15 protein-coding genes and 1 riboswitch are annotated in these 14546 nt (G+C 41.2%); of the genes, 7 read left to right on the top strand and 8 right to left on the bottom strand.

The genetic code is table 11. The features are described 5' to 3' along the window. Window positions 1–63 precede the first annotated feature (63 nt). Entirely contained in the window at window positions 64–756 is a 693-nt protein-coding gene (locus AB9K32_RS01195) for an NAD-dependent deacetylase (protein ID WP_369884117.1), read from the top strand. On the opposite strand, the gene AB9K32_RS01190 is transcribed toward AB9K32_RS01195, so the two are convergent. Next, window positions 746–1198 carry a heme-binding domain-containing protein gene (locus tag AB9K32_RS01190; RefSeq protein WP_252081210.1) on the bottom strand — a complete coding sequence of 151 codons (453 nt, stop codon included), beginning with the start codon at window positions 1196–1198 and terminating at the stop codon, window positions 746–748. The two genes, AB9K32_RS01195 and AB9K32_RS01190, sit on opposite strands and share 11 nt — an antisense overlap. A gap of 34 nt (window positions 1199–1232) precedes the next feature. On the opposite strand from AB9K32_RS01190, the gene AB9K32_RS01185 reads away from it, so the two are divergent. After that, a complete protein-coding gene (locus AB9K32_RS01185) occupies window positions 1233–1805 on the top strand; it encodes a hypothetical protein (protein WP_293296221.1) in 573 nt (190 codons plus the stop codon). 46 nt (window positions 1806–1851) lie between these two features. Then, the gene (gene purB, locus AB9K32_RS01180) at window positions 1852–3195 is read left to right on the top strand and encodes an adenylosuccinate lyase (protein WP_369884116.1); all 1344 of its coding nucleotides are present in this window, start codon (window positions 1852–1854) and stop codon (window positions 3193–3195) included. Window positions 3196–3251: 56 nt separating this feature from the next. Here the strand turns inward: purB and AB9K32_RS01175 are convergent, their stop codons facing one another. The 6 genes from AB9K32_RS01175 to AB9K32_RS01150 all read right to left on the bottom strand — a co-directional run bounded on the left by AB9K32_RS01175 (window position 3252) and on the right by AB9K32_RS01150 (window position 7584). Next, window positions 3252–4082, bottom strand: coding sequence for a DUF1963 domain-containing protein (locus AB9K32_RS01175; RefSeq protein WP_369884115.1), 831 nt, complete (start codon window positions 4080–4082; stop codon window positions 3252–3254). Window positions 4083–4487: 405 nt separating this feature from the next. After that, window positions 4488–5303, bottom strand: coding sequence for a mechanosensitive ion channel family protein (locus AB9K32_RS01170; RefSeq protein WP_224837779.1), 816 nt, complete (start codon window positions 5301–5303; stop codon window positions 4488–4490). Between the two features lie 139 nt (window positions 5304–5442). Next, a complete protein-coding gene (locus AB9K32_RS01165) occupies window positions 5443–5982 on the bottom strand; it encodes a DUF4252 domain-containing protein (protein ID WP_369884114.1) in 540 nt (179 codons plus the stop codon). 117 nt (window positions 5983–6099) lie between these two features. Further along, window positions 6100–6639 (bottom strand): DUF4252 domain-containing protein, encoded by a 540-nt coding sequence (locus tag AB9K32_RS01160; protein WP_224837781.1) that lies wholly within the window; start codon window positions 6637–6639, stop codon window positions 6100–6102. 14 nt (window positions 6640–6653) lie between these two features. Continuing rightward, a complete protein-coding gene (locus AB9K32_RS01155) occupies window positions 6654–7088 on the bottom strand; it encodes a hypothetical protein (protein WP_369884113.1) in 435 nt (144 codons plus the stop codon). Further along, a complete protein-coding gene (locus tag AB9K32_RS01150) occupies window positions 7075–7584 on the bottom strand; it encodes an RNA polymerase sigma factor (protein WP_224837783.1) in 510 nt (169 codons plus the stop codon). The genes AB9K32_RS01155 and AB9K32_RS01150 overlap by 14 nt, the downstream gene beginning before the upstream one ends. 212 nt (window positions 7585–7796) lie before the next feature. Here AB9K32_RS01150 and AB9K32_RS01145 point away from each other — a divergent pair, with 212 nt between their 5' ends. Continuing rightward, window positions 7797–9290, top strand: coding sequence for a S41 family peptidase (locus AB9K32_RS01145; protein ID WP_224837784.1), 1494 nt, complete (start codon window positions 7797–7799; stop codon window positions 9288–9290). 33 nt (window positions 9291–9323) lie between these two features. Here AB9K32_RS01145 and AB9K32_RS01140 read toward each other — a convergent pair whose 3' ends face one another. Continuing rightward, window positions 9324–11186, bottom strand: coding sequence for a TonB-dependent receptor plug domain-containing protein (locus tag AB9K32_RS01140; protein WP_369884112.1), 1863 nt, complete (start codon window positions 11184–11186; stop codon window positions 9324–9326). A 68-nt stretch (window positions 11187–11254) separates the two neighbouring features. Further along, window positions 11255–11479: riboswitch (cobalamin riboswitch) on the bottom strand. Window positions 11480–11534: 55 nt separating this feature from the next. On the opposite strand from AB9K32_RS01140, the gene AB9K32_RS01135 reads away from it, so the two are divergent. Genes AB9K32_RS01135 through AB9K32_RS01125 form a run of 3 tightly spaced genes read left to right on the top strand, consistent with a single transcriptional unit; the run spans window position 11535 to window position 14497 of the window. Beyond that, window positions 11535–12686, top strand: a complete 1152-nt coding sequence (locus AB9K32_RS01135; RefSeq protein ID WP_369884111.1) for an ABC transporter substrate-binding protein — start codon at window positions 11535–11537, stop codon at window positions 12684–12686. Then, complete coding sequence (locus AB9K32_RS01130) at window positions 12687–13718, top strand: FecCD family ABC transporter permease (RefSeq protein ID WP_369884110.1); 1032 nt, start codon at window positions 12687–12689, stop codon at window positions 13716–13718. It begins immediately after the preceding gene. Next, window positions 13718–14497 carry an ABC transporter ATP-binding protein gene (locus AB9K32_RS01125; RefSeq protein WP_338196075.1) on the top strand — a complete coding sequence of 260 codons (780 nt, stop codon included), beginning with the start codon at window positions 13718–13720 and terminating at the stop codon, window positions 14495–14497. The genes AB9K32_RS01130 and AB9K32_RS01125 overlap by 1 nt, the downstream gene beginning before the upstream one ends. Window positions 14498–14546 lie beyond the last annotated feature (49 nt).

The following is a 14546-nucleotide window of genomic DNA, read 5'->3' as shown; positions in this document are numbered from 1 at the left end:
TATTTCTGGCTCCAATGTTTAAATTGCATCGTACAGTTTTTAAATTGTGAATTTGGATAAAAAATGTCGAAGCAAAAGATCGTAGTACTTACCGGAGCGGGAATGAGCGCCGAAAGCGGCCTAAAAACCTTTCGTGATGAAAACGGACTATGGGAAGGACACGATGTAATGCAGGTTGCATCTCCGGAGGGTTTTGCCAAAAATCCGGATTTAGTGTTGGAATTTTACAACCAACGTAGGCGACAATTGTTGGATGTGGCACCGAACCAAGGTCATTTGGCATTGGCACGGTTGGAGCAAACTTTCGATGTTAGTATTGTTACGCAAAATATTGATAATTTACACGAGCAGGCCGGCAGCTCACACGTGGTCCATTTGCACGGAGAATTGTTCAAAGCAAGAAGTACAAGGAACGAAAATTATATTTTGGATTGGACAGGAGACTTGGTACTAGGGGATTCCGATGAAAACGGACATCAACTACGACCACATATTGTTTGGTTCGGCGAAATGGTCCCAATGCTGGAAACTGCGGCTCAAATTACGCAACAGGCCGAAATTTTAATCATCGTAGGCACCTCCATGCAAGTGTATCCTGCGGCAAGTTTAATACACTACGCCCCCAGCAATACCCCAATTTATTTTATAGACCCAAGGCCCAATATCCGTGCATCGGATTTTGAGAACCTCACTATAATCCCAAAAACCGCTGCCGAAGGAGTTCCCACTTTAGTGGAACATCTTTTTAATAGGTAGCCCTGGTCTTTTCTGCCCAACTTACCAATGCACTGATCTGCTCCTCGGACAATTTGGCATCGGCATGTGTCCAAGTGTACTCGTTCAACGGCATACTGCCCCCTTTTACTTCCTCTATAAGCTCTTCCAATTTGTGGTCTTTTTTCTTCTCGTCATAATTCTGCCAATCGGAAAAATCCAAATGTTTTTTACCATCTTCAATATGGTCGGCCAGCCAATACGAGACCGGAGCAATAGTATTGTACCAAGGGTACTCGGTATTCGCACTGTGACAATCGTAGCAAGCTGTTTTCAGAATTTGCTTCACCTCCCGGGAGGGCTTTGTTTCAGCTTCAAAGGCGGCAACATAGTCCCCTTCGGAGATATTTTTTTCAGGACGATAAAATTGCATTCCTATCAAAACCACCAATAGGGCAATTGCTATTTTTTTTACTATTTTCATCATACAGGATTTTAGTAAATATATCGATTTTTTTGTGACCGAAACCGAGCTCCATATCGCACTTAATTCCGGTAGGATATCAAAATCACAAATAGATGATTTGGTATTGCAATTACAGCAAGCGCCCCAATTGGCCAAAACGCTTTATAAAGAAATAATAGCGGAAGACAAGGAAGGTACCTTTAATGCCAGCTGGACCTTTGATCATTTAATGCGCAAAAAACTGACCTATCTCCTCCCTTTTTTTGATGATTTTGTAAACGGCCTTGCCCAATTAAAGACCGAATCGTGCATTAGGCCCGTTGCCCATGTTTGCGAAATGGTCTGTGAAGCTTATTTTAAGAAAAAAGACCCTGTTTTTATTGAAAATATTACCCATGATCAACTGGAAAAAATATTGACCGCTTGTTTTGATTGGTTAATAGGCCCAATGAACATGGCACCCAAGGTATTTTCCATGACCAGTCTGTATTATTTGGGGCTACGCTTTGATTGGGTACACCCCGAGCTCAAACTAGTTCTGGAAGATAGTTACGCGACCGGAACCACTGGGTACAAAAACAGAGCAAAAAAAACTCTGGATAAGTTGGCCAAATTAGGTGTCTAAACCGCAGCGTTTAAGTATCTTTGATGCTTTCAAAATTTTCCTGACCATGTCATTGACACCACTAAACGCCATTTCGCCGATCGACGGTAGATATAGAAATAAAACCGAAAGTTTAAAAGATTACTTTTCCGAAGAAGCCTTGATCAAATATCGCGTCCAGGTAGAAATCGAATACTTTATTGCGCTTTGTGAAATTCCATTGCCACAACTGGCTGATTTCAACACCGCTTTGTTTCCCCAACTACAGAAGATCTATCAAGAGTTTTCTTCGGACGATGCCCAATCGATCAAGGATATTGAAAAGACCACCAACCACGACGTAAAGGCCGTGGAATACTTCATCAAACAAAAATTTGATGGATTAGATCTCCAAAAATACAAGGAGTTTATCCACTTTGGGTTGACCTCGCAAGACATTAACAATACGGCTGTTCCCCTCTCCATAAAAGAAGCCATGAACAATGTGTACGTGCCATCATATTTAGAGGTTTTTGATAAATTGAAGGAGCTGGCCAAGGAATGGGAAAACATCCCTATGTTGGCACGCACGCACGGACAACCTGCCTCCCCTACGCGTTTAGGCAAGGAAATCGATGTTTTTGTAGAGCGTTTTAAAGAGCAGTTCAATTTATTGAACGATATTCCAAGTGCAGCCAAGTTTGGTGGTGCTACAGGAAACTATAACGCTCACAAAGTTGCTTATCCAAACAACGATTGGAGGGCATTCGGAAAACAGTTCGTGCAGGAAAAACTGGGGTTGCACCACTCCTTTCCCACCACCCAAATTGAACATTACGACCATATGGCCGCCCTGTTCGACTGTCTTAAACGAATCAACACTATCTTGATTGATCTAGACAGAGATATCTGGACCTATATTTCCATGGATTACTTTAAACAGAAAATCAAAAAAGGAGAGGTTGGCTCATCGGCCATGCCGCACAAGGTAAACCCTATTGATTTTGAGAATTCCGAAGGTAACTTGGGCTTGGCCAATGCCATTTTTGAGCATTTATCTGCTAAATTGCCAATTTCACGCCTACAACGCGACCTTACGGATAGTACGGTTTTAAGAAATGTGGGAGTCCCTTTCGCACATACCATTGTTGGTTTTCAATCCACTTTAAAAGGATTGAACAAATTGGTGCTAAATCAAGCTAAGTTTGAGCAGGATTTAGAGGATAACTGGGCCGTGGTCGCAGAGGCCATTCAGACTATTTTACGAAGGGAGGGCTACCCGAACCCCTACGAAGCTTTAAAAGGTCTGACCCGTACCAACGAGAAAATCAACCAGAAATCCATTGCCGATTTTATAGAAACCTTAGAGGTATCGGATACCATTAAAACTGAACTGAAACAAATAACCCCAGCAAATTATACCGGGGTTTAGGTTGGTTCCTTAAAGGGAATTTTATTCAACTCGTTGTCAAGCTTATCTACCATAACCTAGGTTCCTTGAAAATGTAAGGAAAATTGCTGTTTATGTTTGGTACAATAAAAAATATATAGCGTCCAGCAATCTCCCCAATTATATTTTACAATTTGGGAAGGTGAAATTTGTAACAACAGATCCATTGGGGATTCGCATATGGGACAATTGGGTGTTTCATCAGGTCCATTACACCAATTAGGGTACCCTCCGAGCATTACGCCTTTATTTCTCAAATATGGTTTTTGCTCAATACCAACTAGCTTGCCAGCAGCTTTTTCAATTTGCTCTACCTTGTCCCAATAATCCTTTGAAACCCTATTTGTCTCAGGGTCAATCAATTTGTCTATATTATTCCAAATAAGGGGTATATACAATTTTAATCCTACAAAATCAGGAAAACTGTCTTCCAAAATCGACTCTACCTGTTGCTCTTTGATCATCAACTCTTTAGGGTCACCATAATCCGGTAATGGAATTAAACAAGCATCTTCCGTCCTTAATTCTTCATATGCAAAGATTTTCCAGCCTAACGCCCCATCTGCTGCGTCATTGTCCGATGCCGATATTCGAGAATTCGCAGTATTACAAGAATGACAATAAAAAAAAGAAAAAAAATGGAACGGAGAAGTGTGTAAATATGAGGATGAATATACTTGTCCAATAAATGTCATAGGCTTGTCGCATACTTCACAAATTGGCCATTGCACACCTATTTTCCCTGTTGGTTGCCCTCCAAAATGAGTGGCCAATATATTCTTGGACCAACCTACTTGGTCCTTAGGTATTAATTTCGTTCGTTTTTTAATTAAATAATAATATTTATTTAAAAGCTCCGGCCCATCCATACTATAGGTTTATTTCTAAGCGGCAACTAACACAAGATCTTCCAGCCATATTAATTTTAGAAATTAATTTACTTTATGAAGAGATAATGATATGCAACTATAGAACTTGATTTATTTGCGCTACTATTATAATAAAATAGGTACCTCTATGCTGGCAGGTATTAGTAAAGTTAGAATTTTACTTTATATAATCCAACCAAAGCCTATAGATCAACCCATGATCATTGCTTAAGTAAAAAAAAAACATTGTCGGTATTATAGAAACCTTGGAGGTACCAATACGATCAAAACCAAATTGAAACAAATAACCCCAGCGAATTACACTGGGGTTTAAGTTTGTGTCCGCTCGAGCGCAGTCGAGAACCAACTAAGACAGCTCGACTGTGCTCGATGTGACAAAAATTCTTATGCTTCTTTGTGGATTTCCACCTGGTGTGGATAAGGAATTTCGATTCCGGCTTCATCCAAGGCAATTTTGCAATTTTCATAGGTTCCAAAGTACACATCCCAATAATCTTCGGGCTTACAAAAGGGCCGTACTGCAAAGTTCACTGAACTATCGGCCAGTTCCATCACATTAACCGACGGTGCAGGTTCTTTAAGTACTTTTGGGTTGGAAGTGAGCACGTTCAACAGCACTTCTTTGGTTTTTTTGATGTCTTCGCCATAACCTACGCCAATAACGGTATCCACCCGCATTTTACCTTCGGCCGTGTAATTGATTATGTTGCCGTTGGCCATAGCTCCGTTCGGGACAATAGCCAGTTTGTTTTGTGGTGTTACCATTTTTGTTGTAAAAATTTCTATCTCCTTTACAACTCCAAGAACGCCTTGGGCCTCGATAAGGTCTCCAATACGGTAAGGTTTAAATATCATGAGAAGTACACCGCCGGCAAAATTGGACAGCGAGCCTTGCAGCGCCAAACCTACGGCAAGACCAGCAGCTGCGATTACTGCAGCAAATGTGGTAACATCTACCCCTAGTCGAGAGATAACGATAATGATCAAAAATATTTTGAGCGACCAAGACAGTAGGTTCAACAAAAATTTTTGCAGGGATTCATCATATTTACTCTTTGACATTACCTTTCGGGTTCCACCGATGATTTTCTTTACCACCCACATCCCCACAATGTAGATAAGAAGTGCTGTAATTAGTTTAGGTCCGAATTCTTTGGCCAGTTCAATACCATAGTCGAACCATTCTTGTGCTTTTTCCATGATGCTATAGTTTTGTTAGTGTTCTTGTTGTTAGACACTAAGATACTAAACTAGGTCACTTTTTTATGCATCGAATCTTTATCGTAAAAAGAAAAAGGGCGACAATTGTCGCCCTCCTTGGATTATATAATGATTGGTCTTAGCCTTTCAGAAAATCACCAATTTCACCCAGCCCTTCGCCTTTGTAATCGGATTTTTGAATGGCCTGCATTAATTGTATGATATGTGCCGGGTTCATATCCTTGCCGAGCACACGGACCAGGGCAAAGCCTTTGTCCTTACTATCTCCGTAAATAATCACTTCATCAATGGCATCCTCATCTCCCAAATATTTGATAACCCCCTTGCCATACTTGGAGTTTATCTTCATGAGTTCAACAAAGTCGTCCCCTTTTAAGATTTGGCTCACTTTCTTTTTTTCGATCTCGTATTCGGCAACATTGTCCTCATTCTTTTTAAAGGCCAATAAATTGAACTTTCGCAATGATTCTATGGCCTCTTTTTGGGTCGGAGTCAGCTCCACCTCATCCATTTTGAGAATGCTTGCCGGTACATCGATGGACAAAAAATTCGGATTTTCCGAATTGTCCACATAATACTCCTGCAAAGTGGGCTGCGACGCGCACGAAGCCAAGAACAATACTCCGATTGCCATTATGGATTTAATTAAATGTTTCATTTTTCTATTCTTTTTTTGATTGATAGTGTCAACTGATTACCGGTTGACAATAATTAGTTGGAGGGTTTTGTATTTTGTTACAATTTCCAACCGATTATTGCCAACCGATATTCTTATCTAGTTTTTCTTTCCTGCTTCGTTAAGCTCTTCTGGCAAGTTCATTTTTTTGGTCAAAGAACTTATGTTGTTCAAATCTATATCGCCAGTTAAGGATAGGATTACCGTTTCAAACTTTTGACCATTGGCCTCCACATTTTTCATTCCGGTAATGAACATCAGCAGCTCGCTTACATGATCGGCATCTTTACCTTCTTTAATGTAGAATTTTACATTGGCATCCTTGTCTTTGATTCGCATCAACTCCTCCATTTTTGAAGACCTTAGGTAGCTATCGACAGAAGATTTCATATCGTCGCCAATTTTCTTGTTCTCGGTGGTAAACACCTTTAAACTTTTAAGACTGCTGGCAATTTCCATAAAATCGCGTGCCTCTGGATCATCCACTTCAACATCTATTTTTGCCAATAAATTGAACATACTCTTGTTCACGATCACTGTGGTCACATCGTCCAGATCTTCAAACTTGTCAAAAACGGACTGAGAGAATCCTGCCAAAGGCAACAATGCCATTACTGTTATTAAAATATACTTTTTCATTTTTGTTACGTTTTTTAATTGTTATTGTAAATTTTTTGTTTTGCATCTTCAAACTCTTTTAAGTAGGCCACTTTTTCCGTACCTCGGTTAAAGTTCACTGCTAAGAGTTCGAGTGCTTTTTTGGTTTCCTCGTAGGCAAACTCTGCCTTTTCTTGCTCCAAACGCTTTGTTTCTTGGTACTGATTACCAAAATAGATGCCAAAGGTCAAAACTACTGCCGCTGCAACGGATAGCCACTTGTAATAGTTTACTCTAGGTTTTAATGGTACCTGCTTGGTGTACTTTTCTTCCTTGGCCATGGAAAAGTAGTTGAACATGGGCTTGTACTGCTCCAAGTGAGGTGCGACCTCCTCTTGTGAAAAATAGGCCCTAAGTGTTCTTTCTTCGTTCACTGTAGCAGTGGCCTCGAAATACTTTTCCAATATTTTTTCTATGTTACCCAATTCCATAGTTATGTTTTTTTATCAATTCTTCTCTTACTGTTTTTCTTGCCCTCGACAATGCTACGCGCACTGCTGTCGGTTTCATGTCCATGAGCTCGCATATTTCGTCGAACTCGTATTGCTCCACATCGCGTAGTTGCAATATCATTTTTTGTTGTTCTGGCAGGTCTTTTATAATTCGTTCCATCCAGTTTACACTGTCTTCGGCCTCCAATTGTTTTTGTAAGGAGGTGTTTTCATCACTGTAATTACTGTGAACCAATTTTAGGTTCCCTGCTTGCTTGGACTTTAAGCGGTCCAAACAAAAGTTTTTGGTCATGGTCATGGCAAAAGCCTCTACATTTTTGTACTTCCCCATCGACTCGTTCTTAGACCAAAGCTTCAACAAAATTTCTTGAGTGGCGTCTTCCGCTTCTTCTCGGGAGACCAATAGGCGCTTGGCGAGCCTAAAAAGTTTATCCTGAAAAGGCAAAACCACGTTTAAAAATTCTGCTTGTTTCATTTGGTTGTCTTAGTTATTTTAAGGCCTTTCTTATCGACCTACACTATCACGACGATACATATCGAATATTGTTACAAAAAATTTGCGATTTCCTCAGATAAGCCTATTTTGCAAGGTAAATTTATTTGATATAACGTTTGGTTTTACTCTTACCCACCCCAGTTTCTTAGAGTTTGGAACAAAATTTGAGTAAATTCAAAAAAAATTAAACTATGAAAAAGTACCTCTATCTATTTTTTGGAGCAACACTCCTCTTCACCTCTTGTAGTAGTGACGACAATGAAATTAATAATGGCCCTACCCCCGACCCAGAACCCGGTGCGGATGTTACAGCACAAAATTTTATGTGGCAGGCCATGAACCTTTGGTATTTTTGGCAAGGGGATGTAGAGGATTTGGCTGATGACCGATTTTCCACAAATGCCGAGTACACTGCTTTTTTAGAGGCCAATGCAAATGCCGAAAACTTTTTTTATAGCATTTGTAACAGACATGAGGAGATTTTTGGGGATGACAACGCCATAGATCGATTTAGTTTTGCCAATGATGACTATTCGGAACTGGTAAGTGGCCTATCTGGAATATCCCAAAGTAATGGGGTCGAATTTAGATTGAGCCTGATTAGCGGCACGGAAAATGTTTTTGGCTATGTACTTTACATATGGCCGGATTCCGATGCCTCGACCAAAGATATACAACGTGGCGAGTTTTTCACCAGGGTCGATGGCACCCAACTTACCATTAACAACTACAGGAATCTTTTGTTCGGTGATAACAGCACTTACACGCTTGGAATGGCGACCGTTACCGACAATACCATCTCTGATAGCGCCAAAGAAGTAGAACTTACCAAAATAGAAAACCAAGTCGAGGACCCCATCTTGATTGCCGAAACACTGGATGTAAACGGGACCAAAGTTGCCTATTTAATGTACAACCGTTTTTTAAGCAGTTTCGATGAAGATTTGAACGCTGCCTTTGCCAAATTTGTAGCCGACGGAGCAACAGAACTTGTTTTGGACATGCGCTACAATCCGGGAGGTTCCGTAAACACATCCCGTTTACTGGCCAGTATGGTCTATGGGACCAACACAGGTGAGGTATACATAAAACAAAGGTGGAACGATAAAATACAAGTACAGTTCAGCGAAGAATTTTTAACCGATTATTTTGCAAATTCCACAGGCACCAGCGCCATTAACTCCTTAAATTTAGACCGTGTTTTTGTTATTGCCACAGGTGATTCTGCCTCGGCAAGCGAATTGGTAATGAACGGACTTGACCCTTATATCGATGTAATCCATATTGGAGAAACAACTCGTGGTAAAAATGAATTTTCAATTACCTTGGTAGATGACCCAGAAAACTCTTTTATTTATAATAGTGACCGTGAGGGCAATATCAATGCTGAAAATTCTTGGGGATTACAACCTTTGGTTGGAAGGAACGAGAATGCCGATGGGTTTTATGATTACACCAATGGTTTGGCGCCAGACATTGCCCTAGAAGAAGATTTAACCAATTTTGGAGTCTTAGGCGATGTAAACGAGCCTCTCCTGGCCCGTGCTCTACAAGAAATTACAGGTAGCTCTGCCAAAATAGACTTTACCGTGGAAATGCCCGCAGAATCTTTTACGTCATCTAGATTGGAAACTCCTATAAAGGACAATATGTATTTGGAAAAACCACTACAGTTAAACAACTAATATAAAAGCGGCCGATCGGCCGCTTTTCTTTTTTTAAAGGTTCAGGCTGAGGCCGACCCTAAAGTTTCGTCCTCTGGTGGTGAACCCAAGCAGCTCCCTATAATCCTCGTTCAACAAATTATCCGCGTTCACAAAAACATTTAATTTGTTTTTGATCAACTCATGCTGAACAGAAAGATTCAATATTGAAAACGGGTCAAGGGCTACATCGGTAAAAGTAGAAAAATCAGTATCAAAACGCTCACCGGTATAAGCATAGCTCAAAGATGCATTGGTACTTTCACAAAACTGATACCATACAGAAACATTGGCCTTGTGCTTGGGAATACGTATGGCATTGTCGCCTTTCCGTTCCGTAAAGGTATAATTGGCATTTACGCTAAAATTGCTCAAAGGCAACCAAGTTGCTTCCACTTCCACCCCGTTGGCATCAATCTCATCGGCAACATTTATCGTTGTAAAGTTAGCATCGTAACCAATGGCATTTGTTTCGTTTCTATCAAAATAAACCGTACTGATTCTTAATGTATTGTTCAATTTAAACTCCACGCCCGCCTCAATAGTGGTATTTTCTTCTGGCTCCAAGTCTGGGTTTCCACCAAAAGCACCGAACAACTGGGTCAAGTTCGGTGTAATATAAGAGGTTGCATACGATCCCATCAATTTTATATACCCTTTATTCGTATCAAATACATAAGATGGGTTCAGGTTGTACACAAAATGGTTTCCATATTCGGAGTGATTGTTCAAGCGGGCACCTGCATTCAAATTCAATCCAAAATCCGAAACATAGACCACATTGACATAAGGATCTACAATGGTAAAATCAACCTCCTCCGCAAAAATAGCCTCGTCCTTAATATAGTTTACTCCAAGTATCGTATGGAACTGCTCTCCAAAAACATATTTATGGTACACATCCAATACCCAATTGTTGCCTTCGGTAGTGCTTTCACCAAAAGTATCGTTGGCCATGGACTCGTAATCTGTATAGGCCGCATTTAAGTGAACCGATCCTTTGCCATACTCAAATTCAGAGGAAACCCCAACCCTTTGCTGCTCGTTCTCCCCTACATTTGGAGCTTCGGCCAAAGAAGCATCATATTCATTCCTAAATTTGGTTTGATTGCCATATAGCTGAACGCCGAACCTTTCCGTAAATTGATGGCCAAACCTTACATTGGTGCTGTAATTTGAAAAAACATCCTCTTCATTTTCAGGTGTCACAGCAGCAGACAATCCACTTTTGTACCGATTGGAAAAATCCACCCCATAATTGAACTTGCCCAATGTGCCATTTACATTTGCGGAATTTTGAATGCTACCTATATTATAATTCTGGTCCTCCGCAGTTTGATTGGTCCCGACACTGGTTTCAAAATTACCGGCCATCTTCTTTTTGGAACTCTTTTTTGTTGTAATGTTGATCACCGCAGTAACTGCATTGGTTCCGTAAAGTGTGCTGGCCGCTCCTTTAATGATCTCAATGGACTGAATTGTACTGGGAGACAGCAGACGTAGATCATATTCGGCAGAAAATGTGGATGGGTCGGCCACACGAACGCCATCGATAATGATCAAGACCTGTCTGCCACGGCCACCCCGGGCGTAAACCCCTAGCACATCGCCATCCCTGCCCCGGCTACCGGCAATTTCGATACCACTTTTTGTGTTGATGATCTCGGCAACCGTTCTGCCTTGGTTTCGCTGCATTTCCTCAGCTGTGATCTTGATTACCGTTTTTCCTGAGTTTTCACGCTTCAATTCAAATTTTGAGTCGCTAACAACAACCTCGTCCAGTTGTTGAACTTTAAGTGAATCTTGCTGTATCTGTTGTGCAAAGATCCCCTGTCCCGCCAATAAAGCGGTAATTAACCATAAATGATTTTTTTTCATTTCGTTTAATTGAATAAACGGGAGAATAGTATGTGTTGCATACGTAAACCTTTATCCCGAAAGTTTAACAATGTTTGTTTGAATGTGGCAGGTCTCCTGGCTTGTGTTTTGCCTCCTACCTTCCCGCCCATTGGGCAGTGGTTTTAGAAGATGAGACAAACGCCCAATACTTACTTTTAAAAAAACAGTAATTCTTGGGCACAACTTACAGTTGCGGGAACAGCTCCGGATTTGCACCGGATTCCCTTTTAATCCCACGGAAAACCGTGAGAACCAAAATTCGAGGCCAAAGCTAATCAATCTGTTTAATCTTTTTCCTCAAAAATTAAATAATCTTACTTTTGGACCATGGCAAAACAACAATGGTCAATTCTAGTTTTAGGATTTCTTTTGATGACTTTGGTAGGTTGCAAACTGGAAAAAAAACAGCAACCTTCCCAAAATCAAGAATTAGATTCCAAAGTAAAATATGCAACCGGATTTAAAGTAACCAAAGAGACCGATCTTACAATAATAGAGGTCACCGGGGCTTGGCCCGGGGCAAAAAGCTTTAAATATGCGTTGGTTCCCAAGGAAAAATTACCGTCCATTACTCTACCAAAAGATGCATACGATGCCATTATCGCCACCCCAATAGAAAAGGTGGTGCTTACTTCCACTACCCACATAGAACCCTTACAAAAACTTGGGGCGTTAAATACCGTAATCGGCTTTCCAAATACGGACTACATTTCAACACCCGAGGCCAGAGAGCGAATTTCGGCAGGGCACATAAAGGATTTGGGAATGAATGATGTTCTCAACACAGAAATGGTACTGGCCCTAGACCCCGAACTTATTTTTGGATTTAGCATTAATGAGGAGAACAAGGCCTACGATATTTTAAAACAGGCAGGAATTCCAGTAGCCTACAATGGTGATTGGGTGGAGCATACCCCGCTCGGTAAAGCCGAATGGATCAAGTTTTTTGCTCCATTTTTCAATAAGGAAGCCCTGGGCGATAGTATTTTCACAGAAGTAGAATCATCTTACAAACAAGCAAAAGAGATTGCAAAAAAAGCAAAATCCAAACCTACCGTGCTAACCGGGGGACTTTACAAGGATGTGTGGTATGTGGCTGGGGGCCAAAGTTGGATGGCCCGCTTTATAAAAGATGCAAATGCCGATTATGCGTGGGCTTCCACACCCGAGACCGGAAGCATTGGGCTAAGTCTCGAATCGGTTTTGGAAAAAGCCCAAGATGCCGAATTTTGGTTTAACCCATCAGCACAAACCACTTACGAACAAATAAAAGCCGCAAATACACATTACGGCCGGTTTTCTGCTTTTACGAACCAAAAAGTATATTCCAATGCCATTGAAAAAGGCGAAACCGGTGGACTTATTTTTTACGAATCGGCACCTCACCGACCCGATGTGGTCTTAAAGGATTTTATTAAGATATTGCATCCGGAACTATTACCGGAACACCAGCTGCAATTTATCAAACCCATAAAATAAATGCCATTCACAAGAACATATCGCATTTCCTTTTTGCTATTGTTGGTTGCATTATTATGTTCTTCGTTGTTGAATATTAGTTCAGGATCGGTTTCCATCCCCTTTGCCGACGTGCTATCTATTTTGCTTGGAAAATTGCCAAAGACAGACTCTTGGGAATATATTATATGGAACTATCGGATTCCAAAAGCATTTACCTCCATATTGGTTGGCGCAGGATTATCCTTGAGCGGTCTTTTAATGCAAACATTGTTTAGAAATCCATTGGCCGGACCTTTTGTTTTGGGAATAAGTTCCGGGGCTAGTTTGGGTGCCGCACTACTGTTAATGGGGTCAACATTTTTGACCGGTTATGCTTCCTTTTCTTTTTTGAGCGATGTTTCCCTTGCCATCGCGGCCAGCATTGGAAGCTTTTTGGTTCTCTTTGTTGTCATGCTTGTCGCACAACGGGTAAAGGACACCATGGCTTTACTGATCATTGGTTTGATGTTCGGTAGTATTACTTCGGCCATAGTCAGTGTGCTCGCTTATTTTTCGAGCGCAGAAAATTTACAACGCTTCATTTTTTGGTCCTTTGGAAGTGTGGGCAATCTCTCCACTAACCAACTGCTTTTATTGGGAAGCATTGTAGCTTTGGGCGTTTTACTGAGTATTATCTCCATAAAATCCTTGAATGCTTTTCTTTTGGGAGAAAACTATGCGCAAAGCTTAGGGGTTTCCTTGAAAAAATCACGATTGACCATCATTATCTCCACTGGATTATTGGCTGGGGGCATCACAGCTTTTGCCGGCCCAATAGCCTTTGTTGGCCTGGCCGTTCCGCACCTTACCCGTCAAATTTTTGATACCATGGAGCACAAAGTATTGATCCCGGCCGTAATGCTGTACGGGGCCATTTTAATGTTGTTGTGCGATACCTTGGCCCAATTGCCCAACTCCGCTAGTGTATTGCCCATAAACGCCATCACCTCTTTGGTCGGTGCACCGGTTGTTATTTGGATTTTGGTCCGTAAACGCAAAATGATGTTCTAATGGCTAAAGTTGACGAAAACATACTATCCATAAAGGATTTGGCCATTGGATACGATTCAAGAGTCGTAGCTGAACATATCAATTTTGACTTAAAAGCTGGAATGCTCTGCGGAATTGTGGGCATAAACGGTATTGGAAAATCTACTCTACTTCGCACTTTGGGCGGGTTTCAACCCAAAATATCCGGTGATATAATTTTGAACCATAAAAACTTGAAAGATTACACCGCTTCCAATTTATCCAAAGAACTTAGTGTGGTATTGACGGAGCAACCTGCTTCTAAAAATCTGACCGTTCAAGAATTGATTGCATTGGGCCGCCAACCGTACACCAATTGGTTGGGCTCACTTACCGAACTGGACAAGGAGCAGATACGATCAAGTGTGGCCGCTTTTTTGCTGGAAGACCTTAAACACCGAAAATGCCACGAGCTCAGCGATGGCCAAATGCAGAGGGTACTGGTGGCCCGCGCCATGGCACAGGACACCTCCATAATTTTGCTGGACGAACCTACCACCCACTTAGACCTGTACCACAAAGTACAGATTCTTAAAATGCTCCAGGAATTGGCCCACAACAAACATAAAACCATCCTTTTTACAACCCATGAAATAGAATTGGCCATCCAACTGTGCGATCGAATATTAATTTTGGACGGTAAGGACCAACCCTTTGGCGACCCCTGCAAATTGATAGAAAAGCAGCACTTTGACCGTCTTTTTCCATCGGAAATGGTAAAGTTTGATGCTAAAACCGGTACGTATAAGGTTTCAAAATAGGAACAACATTCCTGATGCACAAAACTGCTTTTTTAAATCAAAAACAGTC

Source organism: Allomuricauda sp. XS_ASV26, from assembly GCF_041224615.1.
GTDB classification, from domain to species: Bacteria; Bacteroidota; Bacteroidia; order Flavobacteriales; family Flavobacteriaceae; genus Flagellimonas; species Flagellimonas alginolytica.
The sequence above is the reverse complement of the archived record's forward strand: the minus strand, read 5'-3'. Positions and strand labels throughout refer to the sequence as shown.